Here is a 21,946-nt window from a genome sequence, read left to right as displayed (position 1 = left end):
CCGATGCCGCCATGTGCATGCGTAACCGGTAGCATCGACGGATCATCCACCGGAGTCGCGCGATGTCCCTGGCTGCCCGCTCGAGTGCTTCCCTGCTTGCCTGCGCCCTTTCGTTCGCCCTTGTCCCGCCGGCGCAAGCCGATGCTGCGCAGCGCCCCGAAGTGGCCGCGGCAGCCGCGCAGCTGCAGCAGCAGGTGGTCGACTGGCGCCGCGACTTCCACCAGCACCCGGAGTTGTCCAACCGCGAGGCGCGCACCGCCAGGGTGGTGGCGGAGGAACTGCGGCGCATGGGCCTGGAGCCGAAGACCGGCATCGCCCACCACGGCGTGGTCGCGATCCTCAAGGGCGGAAAGCCGGGACCGCGGATCGCCCTGCGCGCGGACATGGACGCGCTGCCGGTGACCGAACGCACCGGGCTGCCGTACGCGTCGAAGGCGACGGCGACCTACCGCGGCCAGACCGTCGGGGTGATGCACGCCTGCGGCCACGACGCCCACACCGGCATCCTGCTCGGCGTGGCCAAGGCGCTGGTGGCGATGCGCGACGAGTTGCCGGGCGAGGTCATGTTCGTGTTCCAGCCCGCGGAGGAAGGCGCGCCGGAGGGCGAGGAGGGCGGCGCCTCGCTGATGCTGGCGCAGGGCCTGTTCGCGGACTTCAAGCCCGAGGCCGTGTTCGGCCTGCACGTGTTCTCCTCGGTGCCGGCCGGGCAGATCGCGGTGCGCGGCGGCCCGCTGATGGCCGCGTCCGACAGCTTCAGCATCAAGGTGGTCGGCCGGCAGACGCACGGCTCGCGGCCGTGGGGCGGGATCGACCCGATCGTCGCCGCGGCCGACCTGGTCGGCACCGCGCAGACGATCGTCAGCCGCCGCACCGACATCGCCAGACTGCCGGCCGTAGTCACCTTCGGCGCGGTCAACGGCGGCATCCGCTACAACATCATTCCCGACGACGTGGAGCTGATCGGCACCATCCGCACCTTCGACGAAGCCATGCGCGAGCGGATATTCGCCGACCTGCGCAACGTGTCCGAGCACGTGGCCGCCGCGCACGGCGCCATGGTCGAGGCGAAAGTACCCGACGGCGACGGCAACCCGGCCACGGTCAACGACCCGGCGCTGACCGCGAAGATGCGGCCGAGCCTGCAGGCGGTGGTCGGTGCGGACAACGTGTACGAGCCGCCGCTGCAGATGGGCGCGGAGGACTTCTCCTTCTACGCGCGGCAGGTGCCGGCGATGTTCTTCTTCGTCGGCGCGACCTCGCCGGGCATCGACCCGGCCACCGCGCCGGGCAACCACTCGCCGGAGTTCCTGCTCGACGAGACCGCGCTGGACGTCGGCTTGCGCGCGCTGCTGCAGGTGTCGCTGGACTACCTGCACGGCACCGCCGGCTGAGCCGCGGTCGCGCTTCCTGAGCGTGTGTGTAGGAGCCGGGTTCAGCCGGCGACACGGGCGTCAGGAGAATGAGGGAGTCGCCTGTGCCCGCGACGTCGCGTCGCGGGCAAGCCCGGCTCCTGCAACCGCAATGGCGCAGGCCTTGTAGGAGCCCAGCTTGCTGGCGACACGGGCGTCGGAACCATGAGGAAGTCGCCTGTGCCGACGGCGTCGTGTCGCCGGCTGAACCCGGCTCCTACAACAGCCATGGCGCCGCCGCTCTTCTGTAGGAGCTGACTTCAGTCGGCGACATGGGCGTCGGAACCGTGAGGGAGTCGCCTGCGCCGACGTGGCATGTCGCCGGCCGGAGCCCGGCGCCTAAAGATCGAACCCCAGCAACAGCGGATCGTGGTCCGAACTGCGCCACGGGCCGGGCACGTTGCGGCCGGCATAGCCGGCGTCACCGGGCTCGTCGGCGTTGACGTGCCACTCGGCCGCGCCGCGCAGGTGCGGCACCAGCGCCGGGCTCAGCAGGGCGTGGTCGAGCCGGCCGCTGAGGCCCTGGTACACGTAGCTGTAGGGACCGGCTGCATCCGGGTCCGCGACTCCGGCGGCGGCGAAGGCATCGGCCCAGCCTCCCTCCTCGCGCAGCCAGCGCACCGGATCCTCCATCCCGTAGGCATTGAAATCGCCCAGCAGGATCACCCGCTCGCGGCCGCGCCCCAGCGGCGCCGACTGCAGCCAGGCGTGCAGCCGCTGCGCCGAGTCCAGGCGCAGCGCGTTCCAGCAGGCCTGGCCGTCCTTCTGGTCGGCGTCGGCGCCCTCGGCTTCGCTGCAGCCCTTGGACTTGAAGTGGTTGGCGACCACCACGAACTCCCCGCCGCCGCCCTTGCGCCGGAACGCCTGCGCCAGCGGCACGCGGCTGCGTTCGCCGAACGGCCCGCCCTCGAGCACCGCCGGCTTGCCGCGCGCGACCAGGCGGTCGGCGCGGTAGAGCAGGCCGACGCGTATGGCGTCCGGACCGGGGCCGTGGCCGGTGTTGACGAAGCGCCAGCGGCCGCCGTCGGGGTCGAGCGCCCGCACCAGTGCGGCGATGCTGGAATCCTCGCCATAGCCGTCGTTCTCCAGCTCCATCAGCGCGGCCACGTCCGGGTCCAGCGCCTCGATCGTGGCCACCAGCTTGGCCAGCTGCGCGTCCAGCGCCTGCGGCGTGCGCGCGCCGCGCGCGGTCGGGAAGCCGCCGCCACGACCGTCGCCGTTGAACAGGTTCTCCAGGTTGAACGCGGCCACGCGCACATTGCCCGGCACCTGCGGCGGTTCCGGTCGCTCCGCCGCCTCGATCCGTGGTGGCGCGGTCAGCTGCAGCCGCCAGCCGCCGTGGCGCTGGTCGACGATGCCTTCGGCGCCGCGCACCACGCTGCCCGTGCGCGGCACCTCGCCGCCGTCGAGCCAGGCGACCTGCGCCGGGTCGCGCTGCGCGCTGCCGTCGTCCAGCAGCAGGCGCTGGCGCGCGTTGCGCGCCGCCAGCGCGGCGTGTTCGGCCGAGCCCGGGCGCGCCAGTTCGCTGGGCTGCCACTGGCGGCCATCGAACGACACCGCCAGCTCGCCGAAGCGCTGCACCGCGTCGGTACCGGTGACGGTGAGCGGGGCGTCCACGCGCACCGCCATGCCTTCCAGCGACTCCCAGTCGTCCGGCAGCGCCGCGATCGCCTGCACCGGTACCGGCGTGCCCGGCCGGCAGCGGTCGATGCGGTCGACCCGCAGCGCGGTCAGGCTGTCGCCGCCGCGTCCTTCCAGTTCGGCCACGCGGCCGTGGAAGCGGCAGCGCGCACCGGCCGCCAGGCCGGCCGGAAACTCGAAGCCGTCGGCCGCCTGCACGAACAGGCCGTCGGAGGTGGCCGGGTCGCCGTCGCCGGCATCCTGGATGTAGAGGCCGCCCAGTCCCTCGCGGAAATCGGCGCTCACCGTGCCGGCCACCGATACCGCCTGGCCCTCGAGCGGGCTGCGCGGGCCGCTGCCCTGGACCTGGCCGATCGCCAGGGTGGCGGCGCCGGCCGGGCCGGCGACGGCGAGGGCCAGCAGCAGGAGGGACGGACGCAGCGGCGAAATGGGGCGCATGGTGGGCCTACCGTGGGCGGAAACGACAACGCCGCCCGGAGGCGGCGTTGTCTGGAAGGGGGCGTGGCTTACTTCAGGTTGGCGAGCATCCAGTCGACCGTGACCTGGACCTGTTCGTCGGTCAGCGAGGGGTTGCCGCCGCGCGGCGGCATGATCCCGCCGTCCGGGCCGGTGAAGCCCTCGATGGCATGCCGGTACATCGTCTCGGTGCCCTGCGCGATGCGCGCATTCCACTGCGCGCGGTCCAGGGTCGGGGCCTGGCCCACGCCGGTGGTGTGGCAGGCGCCGCACAGGTTCTGGTAGATGACCGCGCCGTCGGTGGTGCCGCCGTAGGCGACCTGCGAGGCGGCCTTGGCCGCGGCCGCGGCGGCCGCGGCGGCCTGGGCGGCGGCGCCGGTGTCGCCGGCATAGACCGCGCCGACCGGGTGGATGCGCTCGGCCGTGCGCCGGGCGGCCGTGGGCGAGATTTCCGGCGGCAGCTGGCGGTGCAGGTAGATCGCCAGCAGGATCAGGCCCAGGGTGACCAGGGCCAGCAGGCCGATGATCATCGAGAAGCGCTTGAGGAATTCCAGGTCGTAGTTACGCACATCGCATCCTATGGCGAGTGGCGCGGCCGGCCACAGCTGGCGGCGATTATAGAGAGGGTTGCGCCGGCTTCGGAAGCCGGAAGCCTTGAAGGGCGGGCGCTGCGGCGTCGCGGTGGGCGATCCGGCGCGGCCGGGGAGGTCGTCCCTCTGTCCGCGGCGGGATGGCCTGGCTGGCCCGCCGACCTCTCCGGTCCGTCGCAAAAGGGCTGTTGCGATGCAGCAGGCCGGGCCCCGCCCATGGCCGGCCCGACATGGGCCTGCCCGCGGGACGGGAGGACGGCAATCGCCCGCCAGCACGGGGGTTTTCCGGGCCCGGCCGCGCCCCGCGCGCGGACGCCCGCCGGGGCCCTGCCGGAAGTCACGGGACAGGAACCCGCCCGTCCGGTTGACAGCGCTGCCATTTGTGACAAGCCTCTGCGCCCGTCATTGCCGCAAAAGGCGCCCGGATGGTTGTGGGCGCCTCCAGAGACCGACCGGAGGGAGATCCTGATGAGCATCCATGCCGGCGCCCGTGCGCCTGCCGTCCGCATCCGCCACGCATTGGCCGCCGCACTGGCGCTGGCCGTGCTGGCCGCCTGCAACCGCGCCCCGGCACCGGCCGACGCGCCGGCCACCGCCGACCCGACGGCCACAGCCGACGGCAGCATCCACCCGGATGCCTGGCCGGCGCTGGCCTGGCCGCTGGCCGCCGATCCGGCGCTGGAGCAGCGTATCGACGAGCTGCTGGCGAGCATGACCCTGGAGGAGAAGGTCGGCCAGATCATCCAGGGCGACATCGACAGCATCACCCCGGAGGACGTGCGCAAGTACCGGCTCGGCTCGATCCTGGCCGGCGGCAGCTCCGACCCCGGCGGCAAGTACAACGCCGCCCCGGCCGAATGGCTGGCGCTGGCCGACGCGTTCTGGGAGGCGTCGATGGACACCTCCGGCGGCGGCAAGGCGATCCCGGTGATCTGGGGCATCGACGCGATGCATGGCCAGAGCAATGTCGTGGGCGCGACCCTGTTCCCGCACAACGTCGGCCTCGGCGCCACCCGCAACCCGGAACTGCTGCGCCGCATCGGCGAGATCACCGCGCTGGAGACCCGCGCCACCGGCATGGAGTGGGCATTCGCGCCGACCGTGGCGGTGCCGCAGGACGTGCGCTGGGGCCGCGCCTACGAGGGCTATTCGGAGAACCCGCAGGTGGTGGCCGAGTTCGCCGTGGCGATGGTCGAGGGCCTGCAGGGCAAGGTCGGCGCGCCGGACTTCCTCGGCGACAACCGGGTGATGGTGTCGGTCAAGCACTTCGTCGGCGACGGCGGCACCACCGGCGGCCGCGACCAGGGCGACACCCAGGTCAGCGAGGCCGAACTGCGCGACGTGCACACGGCCGGCTACAAGACCGCGATCGAGGCCGGCGCGCAGTCGGTGATGGCCTCGTTCAACAGCTTCCACGGCACCAAGATGCACGGCCACCAGCCGCTGCTGACCGACGTACTGAAGGGCCGCATGGCCTTCGGCGGCTTCATCGTCGGCGACTGGAACGGCCACGGCCAGATCCCCGGCTGCAGCAACGACGACTGCCCGGCCACCTTCGTCGCCGGCCTGGACATGGCGATGGCGCCGGACAGCTGGAAGGGCATGTACGAGACCACCCTGGCCGCGGCGAAGAACGGCACGTTGCCGATCGAGCGCCTGGACGATGCGGTGCGCCGGATCCTGCGGGTCAAGTTCCTGATGAAGCTGTTCGACGCGCCCAAGCCGTCGCAGCGCGCGCTCGGCGGCAAGTTCGAGTTGCTCGGCGCGCCCGAGCACCGTGCCGTCGCACGCCAGGCGGTGCGCGAATCGCTGGTCCTGCTCAAGAACCAGGGCGGCGTCCTGCCGCTGCGCACGGACCAGCGGGTGCTGGTCGCCGGCGACGGCGCAGACAACATGACCAAGCAGACCGGCGGCTGGACCCTGAGCTGGCAGGGCACCGGCACGGTCCGTGCCGACTTCCCCAACGCCGACACGATCTGGGAAGGCATCGCCCGCGCGGTCAAGGCCGGCGGTGGCCAGGCCGAGCTGGCGGTGGACGGCAAGTACCGGAACAAGCCGGACGTGGCCGTGGTGGTGTTCGGCGAAGAACCCTACGCCGAATTCCAGGGCGACATCCCCAACCTGCTGTTCAATCCCGGCAACGACAGCGACCTGGAACTGATCCGCAGGCTCAAGGCCGACGGCATCCCGGTGGTGGCGGTGTTCATCACCGGCCGGCCGCTGTGGATGAACCGCGAGATCAACGCCGCCGATGCCTTCGTCGCCGCCTGGCTGCCGGGCGGCGAAGGTGCCGGCGTGGCCGACGTGCTGCTGCGCAAGGCCGACGGCAGCGTCGGCCACGACTTCAAGGGCAAGCTCAGCTTCTCCTGGCCGCGCAACGCGCTCGACGCGGCGGTCAACCAGCCCGGCCACGACCCGCTGTTCGCCTTCGGCCATGGCCTCACCTACGCCGACAACGGCGACCTGGCGCCGCTGCCGGAAGATTCCGGCATCGAGGGCCTGCAGGCGCCGGCCGGCGTGTACTTCGCCCGCGGCCTGCTCGCCCCGGGCCTGAGCCTGAAGCTGGAGGACGCGCAGGCCCAGGCCGTGCAGGTCACCACCGTGCCGGCGGCGCTGGCCGACAACAGCCTGGCGGTGACCGCGGTCGACCACGAGCGACAGGAGGACGCGCGCCGCTTCACCTGGTCGGGCGCGCAGGCCGCCAGCGTGGCGATCGCGTCCCAGCCGCCGCAGGAGCTGACCCGCGAAACCAACGGCGACCTGCTGCTGGTGCTGACCCTGCGCCCGGACGCGGTCCCGGCCAGCGGTTCGGTCGCCGCCAGCGCCGGTGCCGGTTCGCCGCTGCCGCTGCGCGACGCGCTGGCCGCGCTGCCGGCCGGGCAGTGGACCACGCTGGGCATCCCGCTGAAGTGCTTTGCCGCCAGCGGTGCCGACGTGGCCGGGCTCGACACGGTGGTCAGGCTGCACAGCGATGCGGCGACCACACTGTCGATCTCCCGCGTGGCGATCGGCGCAGTGAGCGAGGCGCGGCAAATCCTCGACTGCCCCACCGCGAACTAGCCGTACCCGGCCCGCGCCGCGCCGGGAGGGCGGCGGCGCGGGCCTGCTGATGGAAACCTGCCGCCGCGGCTGCGATCGCCGCGACCCGGCGGGCCGTGCCGCCCTCCCCACATCGACGGCAAGCAACCGGGAGAGGCTGGATGAAGCTGGCAACACTGGATGTGGTGATCGTGCTCGTCTACCTGGCGGGCATCTTCACCCTGGCGCAATGGGTCTCGCGCGAGAAGGCGGGGCACCAGAAGTCCGCCACCGACTACTTCCTGGCCAGCAAGTCGCTGCCGTGGTGGGCGATCGGCGCCTCGCTGATCGCGGCGAACATTTCGGCCGAGCAGATCATCGGCATGTCCGGTTCGGGCTACGCCCTCGGACTGGCGATCGCCTCCTACGAGTGGATGGCCGCGGCCACCCTGCTGATCGTCGGCAAGTTCTTCCTGCCGATCTTCCTGCGCAACCGCATCTACACGATGCCGCAGTTCCTGGAGGAGCGGTACGGCACCCGCATCCGCACGCTGATGGCCGTGTTCTGGCTGGGCCTGTACGTGTTCGTGAACCTGACCTCGATCCTGTGGCTGGGCTCGATCGCGGTGACCCAGGTCACCGGCATGGACCAGACCTTGGCGCTGGTGCTGCTGGGCGTGTTCGCCTTGGCCTACCAGCTGTACGGCGGCCTGAAGGCGGTGGCGCTGACCGACATCGTGCAGGTCACCCTGCTGGTGATGGGCGGCCTGCTGGTCACCGGGATCACCCTGAGCCACATCGGCGACGGCAGCGTCGCCGGCGGCTTCTCGCGCCTGTGGGCCGAGCACCCCGGCCACTTCGAGATGATCCTCAGCAAGGACAACCCGTTCTACAAGGACCTGCCGGGCATCAGCGTGCTGATCGGCGGCATGTGGATCATGAACATCAGCTACTGGGGCTTCAACCAGTACATCATCCAGCGCGCGCTGGCGGCCAAGGACCTGCGCGAGGCGCAGAAGGGCGTGGTGTTCGCCGCCTTCCTCAAGCTGCTGATGCCGCTGGTGGTGGTGGTGCCGGGCATCGCCGCGGTGATGCTGGCGCCGGACCTGGCCAAGCCCGACCAGGCCTATCCGACGATGATGTCGCTGCTGCCCGGCGGCATCCTCGGCCTGGTGTTCGCCGCGCTGGTGGCGGCGATCGTGGCCTCGCTGGCGTCCAAGATCAATTCGGTGGCCACCATCTTCACCCTGGACTTCTACGCCAAGTCGCGCCCGCAGGCCGAGCAGGCGCGGCTGGTGCGCGTGGGCCGCATCGCCGCGACGGTGTCGGTGCTGCTGGCGATCCTGACCGCGCGCCCGCTGCTGGGCAGCTTCGACCAGGCCTTCCAGTACATCCAGGAATACACCGGCTTCTTCACCCCGGGCATCGTGGTGATCTTCGTGCTGGGCCTGTTCTGGAAGCGCGCCAACGAGGCCGGCGCGCTGGCAGCGGCGATCGGCTCGTTCGTGCTGTCGATCGTGCTCAAGCTGGCCTGGCCGTCGCTGCCGTTCATCGACCGCGTCGGCCTGGTGTTCCTGCTGGCGCTGGCGCTGGCCGTGGGCGTGTCGCTGGCGACGCGGCCGCAGCGGGCCGGCAGCGACCTGATCCGTACCGACGACGTGGACTACTCCACCTCGGCCGGCTTCAACATCGCCGCGTTCGGCGTGATCGCGATCCTGGCCGCGCTGTACGCGCTGTTCTGGTGATGCGGATGCGACGGGGCGGGCACATGGCGGGGGCATGATGCGGGTCAGGATCGAGGACGTCGCCAACCAGGCCGGCGTATCCATGAAGACGGTGTCGCGCGTGCTCAACAACGAGCCGGGCGTGCGCGAAGTCACGCGCGCGCGCGTGCTGGAGACGGTGGCGGCGCTGAACTACCGTCCCGATCCGTCGGCGCGCAGCCTGGCCGGCAACCGCTCCTACCTGGTCGCGCTGCTGTACGACAACCCGTCGCCGAACTATCTGATGGAGATCCTGACCGGGGTGGTGGAGGCCTGCGAGAGCCACCACTACGGCATGGTGATGCAGCCGGTCGGCTACCACAGCCCCGACTTCCTCGACGCGGTCGATGCGCTGGTCATGGCCTCGCGCCTGGACGGGCTGATCCTGACCCCGCCGCTGACCGACAGCGCCGCGCTGCTGGACCGGCTGGACCAGCGCGGGATCGCGTTCTCCTGCATCTCGCCCAAGCACCGCGAGGGCCGCATCGGCGTGACCCTGGACGAGCACGAGGCGGTGGGCGAGCTGATGGCGCACCTGATCGCGCTCGGCCACCAGCGCATCGCCCACGTGCGCGGCCACCCCGACCACGGCGCCAGCGAATGGCGCATGGCCGGCTACCGCAGCGCACTGCGCCGCGCCGGCCTGCGCTACGACCCGGCGCTGGTGGTCGACGGCGAGTTCTCGTTCGATTCGGGCCTGGCCGCCGGGCGCCAGCTGCTCGCCCTGGCCGAGCGGCCGACCGCGATCTTCGCCGCCAACGACGACATGGCCGCCGGGGTGATGCGCGCGGCCAGCGAACTGGGCCTGCGCGTGCCGCGCGACGTGTCGGTGTGCGGCTTCGACAACACCCCGATCTCGCAGCAGATCTTCCCGGCGCTGACCACCGTGCAGCAGCCCACCCGCGACATGGGCCAGGTCGCCACCGTGCAGCTGCTCAACGCGATCCGCGACCGCAGCGCCGGGCGCATGGTGCGCATGCCCTACGCGCTGCAGCTGCGGCAGTCGACCGGGCCGGTGCCAGCGGGGTGAATGGCAGCCTCGTGCTGCCCGCGGGTATTTCCTATATCCGGCAAGCCGGTTTCCTGGTTTTCCCGGCGTACTGGCGTTGGGACATTGGACGCCGCGCGCGGCAATTCCCGGCATGCCCTGGCGGTGGGAGCGGGCAGGAAGTGGCGGGACGCACGCATTGCCATTTATTCCCGAACAGGTATATTCATGGAGCAGCACCGGAAGCGGCTGTACTGGGAGGGCTCCGCGAAGAAGGATTTCAAGGAATTCCCCATCGATGTGCAGAAGGACATGGGCGTGGCGCTGTTCGTGGTCCAGCTGGGCGGCCTGCCGGATTCGGCCAAGCCATGGAAGGGGCTGGGTTCCGGCGTGCATGAACTGGTGGAGGACCACCGGGGCGATACCTTCCGGGCGGTCTATACCGTGCGGCTGGGCGATGCAGTCCACGTGCTGCACGCCTTCCAGAAGAAGTCCAAGTCCGGCGCCGCCACGCCACAGCCGGACGTGGAACTGATCGAGAAGCGGTTGAAAGCGGTGCTTGCCCGCCATGGCGCAGGCAGGAGGACGCAATGAAACGCAATTCCCATCCCCGGGGTACCGACAACGTGCTGCTGGATCTCGGCTTCGACGATGCCGAGGAACTGTCGGCCAAGGCCGCGCTTGCGTTCAAGCTCAACGAACTGATCGCGCAGCGCGGTTTGAGCCAGACGGAAGCGGCGGCGATCACCGGCATGACCCAGCCCAAGGTGTCGCAGGTGCGCCGCTACAAGCTCCAGAACATCTCACTGGAGCGGTTGATGCAGGCGCTGGTGTCGCTGGACCAGCGCGTGGAGATCGTGGTGCAGCCGGCCCGGCGTGCGCGGGCGGCGGGGATCAGCGTGGCGGCCTGAATCGCCCATGGGCGCCGAGAGGCGGCCTGACGTCATTGGAGTCGACACCGTTCCGCGGCATGAGGTCACTCCACTTCGCCATGCGCCCGCTTCCTGCGCTCGAACCACCACAGCGCACCGACCAGCAGCAGCCAGCCGAGCAGCCACGGCCAGGACGGGCCGCGGCGTGGCGGGCCCGCCGCTGCCGGAGCCGCGGCCGGGGCCTGCGCGGCCAGTCGCAGGGTCGCTTCGCGGCGTTGCGCGGACTGCAGGACCAGGCCGTCGTCCCGCGCCGTCACGTGGAACGGCACGGGCGGGTCGTCGCCCTGCTGCAACCAGTGCCAGCCGGCCTGCTGCGGCCAGGCCGCGGCACAGGCGCCGGGCACGGCCGGGTCGATCACCAGCGGGATGGGACTTCCATCCGGCGGGAGCAGGCGCGCGCCGTCGTCCAGTCCGCACAGCACCAGGCGTTCGTCCTGCCGCGCCGGCGACGGCGGCACGACCCGCGGTGCGTGCATGCCGCGGGCCACGGTGGCGAAGGCGTGGCTCCAGAATTCGCCATGGCGGTCGGTGCGCCCGGCCAGCACCAGCCGGTAGCTGTCGGCCAGGCCGACCACGCCGACCCGGCCGCGGCCGCGCGCCGTCCACGCCGCCAGCGCCTGGCCCTTGCCATCGCGCGCCAGCGGCAGCACGGCATCGCCGTCGATGCGCAGGTCACGCCGTTGCAGTGCCGGCAGGGCGGTGGCCGGCGCGTCCGCGCTGCGCGGCGCATCGGCGGTGCCGGGGCCGATGCGCGCGTGCAGGGTCGCGGCCCGTCCGTCTTCGCCGGCGCCGAAGTCCTCGTCCAGCACGGCCTCGACCGCGGCATCGCCGGCACTGGCGTGCAGCCCCCAGGCCTGCAGCTGGCGGCGCAGGTCGGCCGGCAGCGGGCCGGTCGCGCGCAGCAGCAGGCCCAGGCCGGCGGCGACGGCCTCGTCCAGGCCGCGGCGCTGGGCGGAAGACAACGACGACCAGGCGCGCTCGTCCAGCACCAGCAGGTCGAACCTGCCCAGCGAGGCGGCGTCCATCGCCACCGGGCCGTCGCCCAGGTCGATGCCGGCGCCGGCGTCGATGCGCGCGTGCAGGTCCAGGCCGGCATCGACCGCCCAGCGGCGCAGGTACTTCAATTCCGGGTTCGGCGCGCCGGCCAGCACCAGCACGCGCAGCGGCGCCGGGTCGGTCACCTGCAACGGCAGTGGCAGGCGCTCGTGCGGCTGGCCGCGCGCGTCCAGCACGCGCAGCGCATAGTCGGCCAGCCCGGCCACGCGCGCGGTGCCGGCGAGGTGGAAGCGGCCGTCCTCGCCCGGCGGTTGGCGGTCCAGCACCTGTCCGGCGGGATCGAGCAATTCGATGCTGCCGCCTTCGATGCCGTGCACGCGGCCGCGCACGGCGAAGGCGTCGCCACGGCCGACGCGGAACGGTGCATCCAGTTCGACCAGGCCGACCGGCTCCGGCGGCGCGGCGAATTCCAGCGGCAGGCCGCGCGCGGCATCGCGGTCGCGCGCTTCCAGCCCGCCGCCCAGCACCTGCAGCGCTTGGGTGCCCGGGTGCCGGCGCAGCGCGGTGGCCAGGTCCGGCACGCGCTCGGCGTCGCTGCCGGCTGCGGCTTCCGGCAGGACGACCAGGGTTTCGCTGGCGATCGCGGGCGCAGTTGTTTCCGCGCCGGCGGTCAGCACGGTCAGCCGGCCGCCTTGGGTGGCGGCATGCGGCGGGAACAGGACCAGGTACAGCAGACCGGCGGCCAGCGGCTGGGCCAGCAGCAGCACCGCCAGGCGACCGCGGCGCGGCGGCTGGCCGGCCGCGCGGTGGCGCTGCCAGTGCAGCAGGCGCGCCCAGGACAGCACGGTGGCCAGGGCCAGCAGCAGGGCGCAGGCGAGTGCGGGACCGCTCATCGCTGTTCCTCGCGGCGCAGGGCGTCCAGGTAGCGCCGGCCCTGCGCATCGCCGTCGTCGCGGCGCAGCGTGGCGGCCGGCGGGCGCGGCAGCAGCGGCCACAGCAGGCCGCGCAATGCAGTGCGGCAGTCGGCGCAATCGGGTTGCCGGCGCAGCGCATCGATTGCCGCATAGAGCGACAGCGCGTCCGGTGCGCGGTCCGGGTGTTGCCGCAGCCAGGCCTCCAGCCCGTCCAGGCTGTCCGTGATGGAGCTGCCGTCGCTGCCATCCTGTTGCGGACCCAGCGCGCGCCACAGCGATTCGATCGCCGCCGCGTCGGCGTCGTCGCGGCGCTGCAGCGCACCGGCGCGCGGAGCGATGCCGTCGCGCTTGCCGCCCAGCCGGCGGCCTTCGTCGATCGGCGGCAGCTGCGGGCCGACCCGGGCCAGGTAGATGCGGCTGGCCTGCTGCACCTGCTTGATGAAGTCCAGCGCCTTGTAGGCATAGGGCAGCGCCTGGTCGGGACGGCCCTGGCGCAGGTGCAGTTCCGACTGCCACATCTGGTCCAGCGCCTGCTTGAGGATGGCGCGGGTCTCCGGATCCAGCAGGGTCGCGGCCTCGGCGTGGTCGTGGGTATGGCCGTACTCGGCCAGCACGTCTTCCTGGCGGCCGAACACCTGCGGTTGGCCCGGGTCGTCGTCGTGGCCATGGTCGTGCAGGTCGGCGGTCGCGGCGGAGCGGCCATGGTCGTGGCCGTCGTCGTCGTGGTGCTCTTCCCCGGCATCGTCGGTCGGCAGCGGCGGCCGCCTCGGCGCGCCTTCGGTTTCCTCGCCGAGGAACTGGCCGTAGCGCAGGCGCAGGATGCGCTGGTCCACGCCGATCGCGTCCGAGCGCTTGACGAAGTCCGCATCGCCCAGCGCCGGCTTGCGCTTCTGCAGCGCCTCGGCGTCGATGATGATCTGGCGCTGGCTGCGGAAATACGCCGGCAGGACCTGCCTGACCACCGCCTCGATCCCGGTCGGCGCCGCGCCCAGTCCGGCCTGCCAGCGCAGGATCAGGCTGGGGCTGCGCGCCTCGTGCGGCCGCGGCCGGCGGTTGTCGGCGACGACCAGCTGCACCACCAGGTCGTCGCCTTCGGCGAAGCCCAGCGCGGCCAGGTCCAGCCGGTGGGCGAAGCGCTTGCGGACCGGTTCGCCGCTGCCGGCCAGGGCGATCCGCGATTCCCGGAAGGCGATGTTCTCGCCGCTGCCCTGGGCCAGCACCACGCGCAGCTGTGCGGCGGCGGCCACGCCGTAGTCGTCGCTGGCCTCGAAGGCCACGTCCCAGTGGCGCTGGCCCGGCGTCGCCAGGCTCAGGCTGCGATCCGGCTGCAGCACCCGGACCTGCGGCGGCCGGTCGGGGATGGCGTCCAGCCGGTACAGGCGCTGCGCATCGTCGGCCGCACCGTCCGCTTCGATGCGGTACAGCACCGATTCGGTGAGCACGGCATCGGCGTGCCACGCGCCCTCGTGCAGCCGCAACGGCAGGCGCCTGCCGTCGTGGAAGACCAGCGCTACCGCTTCGGGCGTGCGGTCGTAGCGCAGCGACCAGTGCAGGCGGGAATCCTGCGGTGCCTGGGCCTGCAGGTCGGTGCTGCTGCGTTCCGGCAGGCCGGTATGGGCCGGGGGCTGCACCCGCAGCTGCTGCCCGATCCGTTGCGGTGGCGGCGCAGGGACGACGGCGTCCCGACCCGCCACGGCGGCGGTCGGGCCGGCCGGCAGCGGATCGGCCGGGGGCCAGCCCAGCGCGAGGACGGCCACGGCCAGCGGCAAGGCCACGGCCGGCAGCAGCCGGCGCCACGGCCACGACCGGCGCAGGTCGGGCGGATCGGCGCGCAGGCGCTGCCACAGGCGCTGCTGCTGCAGGCGCGGCAGTGGCGGCAGCGCGGCCGCATCGGCCAGCAGCAGGTCGGCGCTGTCCTCCAGGCCGGCGCGTTCGTCGTTGAGCCGGCGCACCAGCCAGGTGGCGTCGTGCCGGCGCCAGCGCCGTATGAGCTGGATGCCGGCGATGGCTGCGGCCAGCGTGGCGATGGCGATGGCCGCAGGCGTGCCGCCCAAGCGCCAGGCCAGGGAGGTCATGGCAAGCAATACCGGCACGACGAAGGCCAGGTCGATCGCCAGGCCGCGGCGTTGCGCCTGTCGCAGCAGGCGGTGGGGCAGGAACGGCAGGGTCACGGCGACGGGCCCCGTTGCCGGCGCGTGGCCAGCCAGCGTTCCAGCGCGAACAGCGCCGCCAGCAGCACCGCCAGCCAGGGCTGCAGCGGCAGCGGCGGCTGCGGGTAAACCGCATCGCCGGTATCAGGTGTGTAGGCCGTTGCCGCGACCAGCGCCGGCGCCGGCGCTGGCGGTTGCAGCAGGGCCAGTAGGCGCTGCGGGAAGTCCGCTTCCAGCAGGACCGGCATCGCCTGCGGCCGCAGCGGCACGGTGAAGCGCAGCAGGCGGCCGCGGCCGTCGCGCACACCTTCGACCAGCACCGTGCCCTGCGCGTCGCGCCACAGCGGGGCGAAACCCGCCACGCCATCGACCGCGGTGTCGTGGTCGACCAGGGCGGTGCCGCCAGCCTGGATCCATTGCCGCACGGCGGCCGGCAGTTCGCCCGCGCCCAGCCACAGCAACGGCCGCGGCGCGGCTTCCGGCGGTTGCGCGGCCGTGGCGATCGATAGTGCGGCGTCGCTGACGTCGACTTCGCCGCCGTCATCGGCCGGCGGCTGCCAGGCGCGGGCGGCGGCGCGCAGGTAGCGCAGGCCTTCCGCACCGTCGCCATGGCGGATGGACGGCAGCACGGTCGCGGCCGGCTCGCGCGGTGCGGCGCCGCCGCCGTCGACGATGCGCCAGTCCACCGCGCGCGACAGCCGTGGCCGCTGTGCGTCGGTGCCGTCGAGGATGTCCGGCACGATCACCGTCAACGGCACGCCGGCCGGCAGTTCGGCGTCCAACTGGCGCAGCAGACTGGCCAGCGGTGCCGGGCCGGCGGGCGTGCCGGTCGCGTCCAGTGCCGGGAAGCCCGCGGCCAGCCGGTGCAGACGCGCTCCGGCGGGCAGGGTGTCGCGGTCGATCGCGGCCGCATCGACGCCGGTCGCCACCGCCACGTAGGGGCGCCGGTCCTCGCGGCCCAGCAATACCGGCTGCGCCAGCCACAGCGCCAGCCCGGCCAACAGCAGCAGGCGCAGCAGCAGCAGCGGCCATTCGTCGAAGCGGATGCGATGGCGCGGCCGCGGTTTCTGCCGCAGCCAGCGCAGCGCGGCAAACGGCGTCGGCTGCAGCTGGCTGCGCCGCGCCAGGTGCAGCAGCAGCGGCACCAGCAGGGCCGCGAGCGCGACCAGGGCGGCGGGCAGCAGCAGCGCCAGGCTCATGCGTATTCCACCGCGTCGTGCCTGCCGAACAGCCTGCGCAACGCCAGGTCCGGCGCTTCGTCCAGCACGTGGCGCGCATGGCGGATGCCGGCCGCGTCGAGCCGCGCATCCAGCGCCGCCTGCGCCTGGGCGAAGCGGGCCAGGTAGTCGGCGCGCATCGCCGTGCCGTCGCCCAGCAGTTCCTCGCCGCTTTCCGGATCGTGGAAGCGGTGCCCGCCGCGGAACGGGAAATCGCGTTCCTCGACCGTCAGCAGCTGGATCGCCAGCACCTCGCGGCGCGCGGCCGCCAGCCGTTCGGCCAGCGCCACGGCGGCCTCGTCGAAGCAGTCGCTCAGCAGCACCACCAGGTCGCGGCTGCCGATGCGTTCCCACAGCGGCGCCAGCCGCGACTCGGGCGGGAAGCCGCCGCCGGCCTCGAGCCCGCGCAGTTCCAGCTGCAGGCGGTCGCGCTGGCGGGTGCCGGTGCCCGGCGGCAGCAGGCGCAGGCCGCCCTCGTGCAGGCCGACCAGGCCGAAGCGGTCGCCCTGGCGCAGCGCCAGTTCGCCCAGGCAGGCGGCCAGGCAGCGTGCCGCATCCAGCCGCGACCAGTCCGGACGGGTGGCATCGGCCTGCGCCATCGAGGCGCTGGCGTCCAGCAGGATCCACACGTCCAGCGGGCTTTCGCGCTCGGATTCGCGGACGAAGAACCGGTCCGAGCGCGCGTACAGCTTCCAGTCGACCTGGCGCGGGTCGTCGCCCGGCTCGTAGGCGCGGTACTGGGAGAACTCCAGCCCGGCGCCGCGGCTGTGGCTGCGGTGCAGGCCGATGCCCTGCGCGCCGATTGCATGGCGCGAGGTCAGGCGCAGGTCGCGCAGGCGGTTGCGCAGTGCGGGCGGGATGAGGTCGCCGGTCACGGAAGGCGGTCGCGGGCCGGGATCAGGCGCCGGGGAACGGTACGGCCTTCAGCAACGCGGCGACCACGCTGTCGGCGTCCTGCTGTTCGGCCTCGGCGGCGAACGACAGCAGCAGGCGGTGGCGCATCACCGGCGCGGCCAGCGCGACCACGTCCTCGCGGGTGGCGGCCAGGCGGCCGTGCAGCAGCGCGCGCGCCTTGGCCGCCAGCACCAGCGACTGCCCGGCGCGCGGGCCGGCGCCCCAGCGCACGTACTTGCGCACCGCGTCCGGCGCGCCCTCGCCGGGGCGGCTGGTGCGGACCAGGCGCGCGATCCAGGCCAGCAGGTCCGCGCCCAGGTGCACCTGGCGCACCAGTGCCTGCAGCTCCAGGATTTCCTCGCCCTGCATCACCTTGGGCACCTGCTGGGCGTCGCTGCCGGTGGTCCGGACCAGGATCGCCTGCTCCTCGGCCTCGCTGGGGTAGTCCACGCGCACGTGCAGCAGGAAGCGGTCGAGCTGCGCTTCCGGCAGCGGATAGGTGCCGGCCTGCTCGACCGGGTTCTGCGTGGCCAGCACGAAGAACGGCCGCGGCAGCGCGTAGGTGGTGCCGGCGTAGCTGACCGTGCGCTCCTGCATCGCTTCCAGCAGCGCGGCCTGGGTCTTGGGCGGCGTGCGGTTCAGTTCGTCGGCCAGCAGCAGGTGGGTGAACACCGGGCCGGGCTGGAACTTGAAGTGGCGCTTGCCGGTGCCGTGGTCCTCTTCCAGCAGCTCGGTGCCGAGGATGTCGCTGGGCATCAGGTCCGGGGTGAACTGCACGCGCCGGAACTGCAGGTCCAGCGCCTGGCCGAGCGTGCGCACCAGCAGGGTCTTGCCCAGCCCGGGCACGCCTTCCAGCAGGCAGTGGCCGCCGGCCAGCAGGCCGATCAGCAACTGCTCGACCACCTCGGCCTGGCCGACCACGGCCTGGGCGATGGCTTCGCGCAACGGGTCCAGGCGGGCGAGTCGTTCCTGGATGAGGGTTTCTTCGGTGGCCTGCGGCATGGTCGTTCCGGGTCCGTCAGTTGTTCAGTGCGTACATCACGATGTTGACCGCGAACCGGGTGTTGTCCTCGGCCAGGAAGCGCTTGTTGCGCCAGTCGTAGTCCCACTCGCAGCCGTAGTCCTTGTTGCTGTAGAGCACGCCCAGGCGGCCATCGATCTCGATGCCCTTCAGGTAGTCGTGCACCAGGTCGTCGCCCCAGCCGTTGAGTTCGAAGCTGGTGGCCGGCGGACCGTCGGGAAAACGGAAGAAGCTGTGGTAGACCGGGTGGCGGTTTGGCAGCTTCTTCAGCGCGCGCGGGCCGAAGATCGATGCCATCTGCGCTTCGAACGACTTGGCGAACAGGCCGTCGATGTCGTGGTTGCAGTCGTCGACGAAGACGAAACCGCCGTTGCGCACGTAGCGCTCGAAGATGCGCCGCTCGTCCGGGTTGAACTCCACCAGCTTGTGCCCGGCCAGGTAGCAGAACGGCGCGTCCAGCACCTTCGGGTCGGACAGCGCCAGAACGTGTTCCTTCGGGTCCACCCGCAGCGTGGTGTAGTCGATCAGCGAAGTGATGACGTTGGACGGCATGCGCGCGTCCACGTCCCAGTCGCCGGAGTCGTACTTGAGCCGGGTGAACCAGAAGTCGTAGCCCGCCGCCGCGCGCGCGGCGCGCAGCGGGCCGGCCAGCAGCGCCGCGCCCAGGCCGGAGGCCATCAGCCGCAGGAACTGCGCCCGGTTCATCGCGGTGCGCATCCGCGCCGGCCCGCGGCCGCGGAGGCGGTCGTGCTGGCTGGCGGTACGGGCGGGGAGGAGTTCATCGGGCGAGGGCACGGCGCTGGAGCGGCATCGGATTGCGGAACGACCCGGCGCCATGTCGCGTGCGCCGGATCGCGTCGGGTCCGCATCCTGGCCCTCCCCCGCGCGCGGGGGAGGGCATCCGCACTCAGACCGCGTCGGACAGCGAGGTGAAGGTGAAATCGCGCAGCCGCATCGGCGGCAGCACCATCGCGAAACGGGACTCGTCGCCGCCGACGCGCACCGGCTTGCCCAGTTCGTCGATGTTGTTGAGCATGATCACCGGCGACTCGTTGAAGCGGAAGTTCTTGATCGGGTGCTTGATCTGGCCGTTCTCGATGTAGAAGGTGCCGTCGCGGGTCAGGCCGGTCAGCAGCACGGTCTGCGGGTCGACCATGCGGATGTACCAGGTGCGGGTGACCAGCACGCCGCGGTCGGTGCCGCGGACCAGGTCGGCGGTGGACTTGTCGCCGCCGGTCATCAGCAGGTTGCCGGGGCGGCCGACCGCCTGCTTGCCCTGCTTCTGCGCCCAGAAGCGCGAGTAGTCCAGGTTGGCGATCCTGCCGTTCTCGATCAGCGGCTGCCGGGTCCGCGCCAGGCCTTCGCCGTCCCACGGCATGACCGGGGCCAGCGGGTCCCACGGGTCGGCGTAGATGTTGACCTGCGGATCGTAGACCTGCTCGCCCAGCCGGTTGCCGCCGCCCTTCCTGGACAGGAAGCTGCGGCCTTCGTCGGCGGCGCGCGCGTCGAAGAAGTTCATCATGAACGAGATCAGCCCCGCCGCCGCCGCCGGTTCCAGCACCACCGTGTACTTGCCCGGCTCCAGCGCCTTGGCGTCGACCGAGGCGCTGGCCTTGCGGATGGCGGTGCGGATGTCCTGGCCGGCGTCGAATTCGCTGGCGTCCCTGAGGTTGCGCCCGACCCAGCCCGAACCACGGCCGTCCTCGGTGCGCACGGTGCAGGTGTAGTTGAGGTCGGTCGCCCGCTGGTAGCCGAAGTTGCCCTTGCTGTTGGCGAAGGCGACGAAGCGCTGGCCGTCTTCCAGGAAGCCGGCGGCGACCAGTTGCTCGGCCTTGCACGGGGCGATGGTGTCGGCGGCGACCTTGGCGCGGTAGGCCGGGTCGATCGCCGCGGTCGACTCGCTGAAGGTCGGGGTGGGCCGGTAGGCCTGCTTCTCGATGGCCGGCATGAATTCCGGGTTTTCCGGCGCCAGCCTGGCCAGGTCCTCGGCACGCTTGACCACGCGGGCCAGCGCTGCGTCGTCGAACTCGTTGATCGTCGCGGTGCCCACGCGCCTGCCGAACGCAACCTGCACGCCCAGTTCGATGTCGTAGACCTCGCCGCTGGTGGAGACGTTGTTCAGGGCGAAGCGGATGTTGCCGGTGGTGGTGCCGGTCAGGGTCGCGGTGCATTCGTCGGCGGTGGACAGGGCCAGGACCTTGTCCAGGATGGCTTTGGCCTGTGCTTCGGTGAGGATGCTCATGATTCGTGGATTCTCCTGACCGTCAGCCGAGCGACCGGGCGGTGTTGATGACGTTGATGCCGTCGAAACGGGCGGTGGACGAGCCGTGCGAGACCGCCGAGACCTGGCTGGGCTGGCCCTTGCCGTCGAAGAACGAGCCACCGAGTCGGTAGTCGCTGTCGTCGCAGATGGCCGAGCAGGCGTTCCAGAATTCCGGCGTGCGGATCTGGTAGGCCACGTCCTCGATCTGCTGGGTGATCCGCCCGTCCTTGATCTCGAAGAACAGCTGGCCGCCGAACTGGGCGTTGAACCGTTGCTGGTCGATCGAGAACGAACCGTCGCCGATGATGTAGATGCCGTTTTCGACGTCCTTGATCATGTCGGCCACCGAGAGCCTGGACTTGCCCGGGGCCAGCGAGACGTTGGGCATGCGCTGGAACTGCACGCTGGACCAGGAGTCGGCGTAGCAGCAACCGTCCGACTCGTTCTTGCCGAGGATGTGCGCCTGGTCGCGGATGGTCTGGTAGTCGACCAGGATGCCGTCCTTGACCAGGTCCCACTGCTTGGTCTTGACGCCCTCGTCGTCGTAGCCGACGAAGCCGAGGCTGCCGGGCTGGGTCTTGTCGGCGAACAGGTCGACCCGGTCGCTGCCCCAGCGGAAGCCGGCCTCGCGCTTGTCCAGGGTGGCGAAGCTGGTGCCGGCATAGTTGGCCTCGTAGCCGAGCACGCGGTCCAGCTCCAGCGGATGGCCGACGCATTCGTGGATGGTCAGCCAGGTGTGCGAGGGATCCAGCACCAGGTCGTACTTGCCCGGCTTGACCGACGGCGCACTGAGCTTGGCGCGCGCGTGTTTGGCGGCGGCGGTGATGTCTTCCAGCAGGTCGTAGCGCTGGCCGTAGTTGACCACGCCGTTGGGCGAGACGAACTTCTGCGCGGGGTCGGCGTCCAGGTATTCGTAGCCCAGGCCCATCGGCGCGGACAGTTCACTGCGGGTACGGAACCTGCCGCTGGCCTTGTCGATGGCGGTGACCGTGAACGGCAGCCAGATCCGGTGCACGTCCTGGTCGATGTAGGAGCCGTCGGTGCTGGCGAAGTACTTCTGCTCGTTGACCAGGAACAGGGTGGAATTGACGAAGTCGGCGCCGGCGTTCATGGCCGCGGCGTTCGCGCCGAGCAGCAGGTCGACCTTGTCCTTGATCGGCACTTCCATCGCGTTCTTGCGGATCGGGGTCTTCCAGGCGACCTCGCCCACGCCCGGCGCGGGCGCCAGCTGCACCGGCGCGGTCCGGATCGAGCTGTTGGCCTTGGCGATCGCCACGGCCCGGCGCGCGGCCTCGGCCACGTCGTCGGGTGTCAGCCGGTTGGTGGCGGCGAAGCCCCAGGCGCCGTTGGCGATCACGCGCACGCCGGTGCCGGTGGACTCGGTGTTGACCACGTTCTGCACCCGGTCCTCGCGGGTCATCACGAACTGGCGCAGGTAGCGGCCGACGCGCACGTCGCAGTAGCTGGCGCCGGCCTGGCGTGCGGCGGCCAGCGCGGCGTCGGCCAGGCGCCGCTTGAGCGCCGGGTCGAGCACGGACACCAGCTGTTCGGCGGCGATGGCCTTGCCGAACATGGCCGGCAGGGCGGCACCGGCCAGGCCGAGGCCGCTGCAGATGAGGAAGTCGCGTCTGTGCAAGGCAGGTCTCCGGGAAGTGGCCACGGACGGCCACGGCAGGCGGGAAGGCAGGTCGCGC

16 protein-coding genes are annotated in these 21,946 nt (G+C 71.9%); 6 read left to right on the top strand and 10 right to left on the bottom strand.

Annotated elements, in window-relative coordinates; translation table 11 throughout:
• The first annotated feature begins 62 nt into the window (after positions 1-62).
• Positions 63-1,391, top strand: a complete 1,329-nt coding sequence (locus WQ53_RS07570) for an amidohydrolase (protein WP_052631577.1) — start codon at positions 63-65, stop codon at positions 1,389-1,391.
• A 357-nt stretch (positions 1,392-1,748) separates the two neighbouring features.
• On the opposite strand, the gene WQ53_RS07565 is transcribed toward WQ53_RS07570, so the two are convergent.
• Positions 1,749-3,488 carry an ExeM/NucH family extracellular endonuclease gene (locus WQ53_RS07565; RefSeq protein ID WP_052631576.1) on the bottom strand — a complete coding sequence of 580 codons (1,740 nt, stop codon included), beginning with the start codon at positions 3,486-3,488 and terminating at the stop codon, positions 1,749-1,751.
• Between the two features lie 68 nt (positions 3,489-3,556).
• Entirely contained in the window at positions 3,557-4,075 is a 519-nt protein-coding gene (locus tag WQ53_RS07560; RefSeq protein ID WP_052631575.1) for a c-type cytochrome, read from the bottom strand.
• 489 nt (positions 4,076-4,564) lie between these two features.
• On the opposite strand from WQ53_RS07560, the gene WQ53_RS07555 reads away from it, so the two are divergent.
• The 5 genes from WQ53_RS07555 (at position 4,565) to WQ53_RS07535 (ending at position 10,776) form a co-directional block, all read left to right on the top strand.
• Entirely contained in the window at positions 4,565-7,156 is a 2,592-nt protein-coding gene (locus tag WQ53_RS07555) for a glycoside hydrolase family 3 protein (protein ID WP_173427207.1), read from the top strand.
• Between the two features lie 140 nt (positions 7,157-7,296).
• Positions 7,297-8,859: a sodium/sugar symporter gene (locus tag WQ53_RS07550; protein ID WP_052631574.1), complete on the top strand. Its 1,563-nt coding sequence runs from the start codon at positions 7,297-7,299 to the stop codon at positions 8,857-8,859.
• 37 nt (positions 8,860-8,896) lie between these two features.
• Complete coding sequence (locus WQ53_RS07545) at positions 8,897-9,907, top strand: LacI family DNA-binding transcriptional regulator (RefSeq protein ID WP_052633974.1); 1,011 nt, start codon at positions 8,897-8,899, stop codon at positions 9,905-9,907.
• 84 nt (positions 9,908-9,991) lie between these two features.
• Complete coding sequence (locus WQ53_RS07540; protein ID WP_236685923.1) at positions 9,992-10,459, top strand: type II toxin-antitoxin system RelE/ParE family toxin; 468 nt, start codon at positions 9,992-9,994, stop codon at positions 10,457-10,459.
• On the top strand, positions 10,456-10,776 hold the full coding sequence (locus tag WQ53_RS07535; RefSeq protein WP_052631572.1) for a helix-turn-helix domain-containing protein: 321 nt from the start codon (positions 10,456-10,458) through the stop codon (positions 10,774-10,776). Before WQ53_RS07540 ends, WQ53_RS07535 begins: the two co-directional genes overlap by 4 nt.
• 65 nt (positions 10,777-10,841) lie before the next feature.
• On the opposite strand, the gene WQ53_RS07530 is transcribed toward WQ53_RS07535, so the two are convergent.
• The 8 genes from WQ53_RS07530 to WQ53_RS07495 all read right to left on the bottom strand — a co-directional run bounded on the left by WQ53_RS07530 (position 10,842) and on the right by WQ53_RS07495 (position 21,888).
• Positions 10,842-12,686 (bottom strand): hypothetical protein, encoded by a 1,845-nt coding sequence (locus tag WQ53_RS07530; RefSeq protein ID WP_052631571.1) that lies wholly within the window; start codon positions 12,684-12,686, stop codon positions 10,842-10,844.
• A complete protein-coding gene (locus WQ53_RS07525) occupies positions 12,683-14,878 on the bottom strand; it encodes a DUF4175 domain-containing protein (RefSeq protein WP_236685922.1) in 2,196 nt (731 codons plus the stop codon). Before WQ53_RS07525 ends, WQ53_RS07530 begins: the two co-directional genes overlap by 4 nt.
• Positions 14,875-16,056, bottom strand: a complete 1,182-nt coding sequence (locus WQ53_RS07520; RefSeq protein ID WP_052631570.1) for a BatA domain-containing protein — start codon at positions 16,054-16,056, stop codon at positions 14,875-14,877. Before WQ53_RS07520 ends, WQ53_RS07525 begins: the two co-directional genes overlap by 4 nt.
• Positions 16,053-16,949 carry a DUF58 domain-containing protein gene (locus WQ53_RS07515; RefSeq protein WP_052631569.1) on the bottom strand — a complete coding sequence of 299 codons (897 nt, stop codon included), beginning with the start codon at positions 16,947-16,949 and terminating at the stop codon, positions 16,053-16,055. Before WQ53_RS07515 ends, WQ53_RS07520 begins: the two co-directional genes overlap by 4 nt.
• Before the next feature lie 22 nt (positions 16,950-16,971).
• On the bottom strand, positions 16,972-17,970 hold the full coding sequence (locus tag WQ53_RS07510; RefSeq protein ID WP_052631568.1) for an AAA family ATPase: 999 nt from the start codon (positions 17,968-17,970) through the stop codon (positions 16,972-16,974).
• Between the two features lie 16 nt (positions 17,971-17,986).
• On the bottom strand, positions 17,987-18,694 hold the full coding sequence (locus tag WQ53_RS07505) for a DUF4159 domain-containing protein (RefSeq protein WP_052633972.1): 708 nt from the start codon (positions 18,692-18,694) through the stop codon (positions 17,987-17,989).
• A 202-nt stretch (positions 18,695-18,896) separates the two neighbouring features.
• Positions 18,897-20,231 carry a TldD/PmbA family protein gene (locus WQ53_RS07500; RefSeq protein WP_052631567.1) on the bottom strand — a complete coding sequence of 445 codons (1,335 nt, stop codon included), beginning with the start codon at positions 20,229-20,231 and terminating at the stop codon, positions 18,897-18,899.
• A gap of 22 nt (positions 20,232-20,253) precedes the next feature.
• Positions 20,254-21,888 carry a TldD/PmbA family protein gene (locus WQ53_RS07495; RefSeq protein WP_052631566.1) on the bottom strand — a complete coding sequence of 545 codons (1,635 nt, stop codon included), beginning with the start codon at positions 21,886-21,888 and terminating at the stop codon, positions 20,254-20,256.
• Positions 21,889-21,946 lie beyond the last annotated feature (58 nt).

Source organism: Pseudoxanthomonas suwonensis (assembly GCF_000972865.1).
GTDB classification, from domain to species: domain Bacteria; phylum Pseudomonadota; class Gammaproteobacteria; order Xanthomonadales; family Xanthomonadaceae; genus Pseudoxanthomonas; species Pseudoxanthomonas suwonensis_B.
This window is presented reverse-complemented; position numbering and strand designations above follow the sequence as displayed.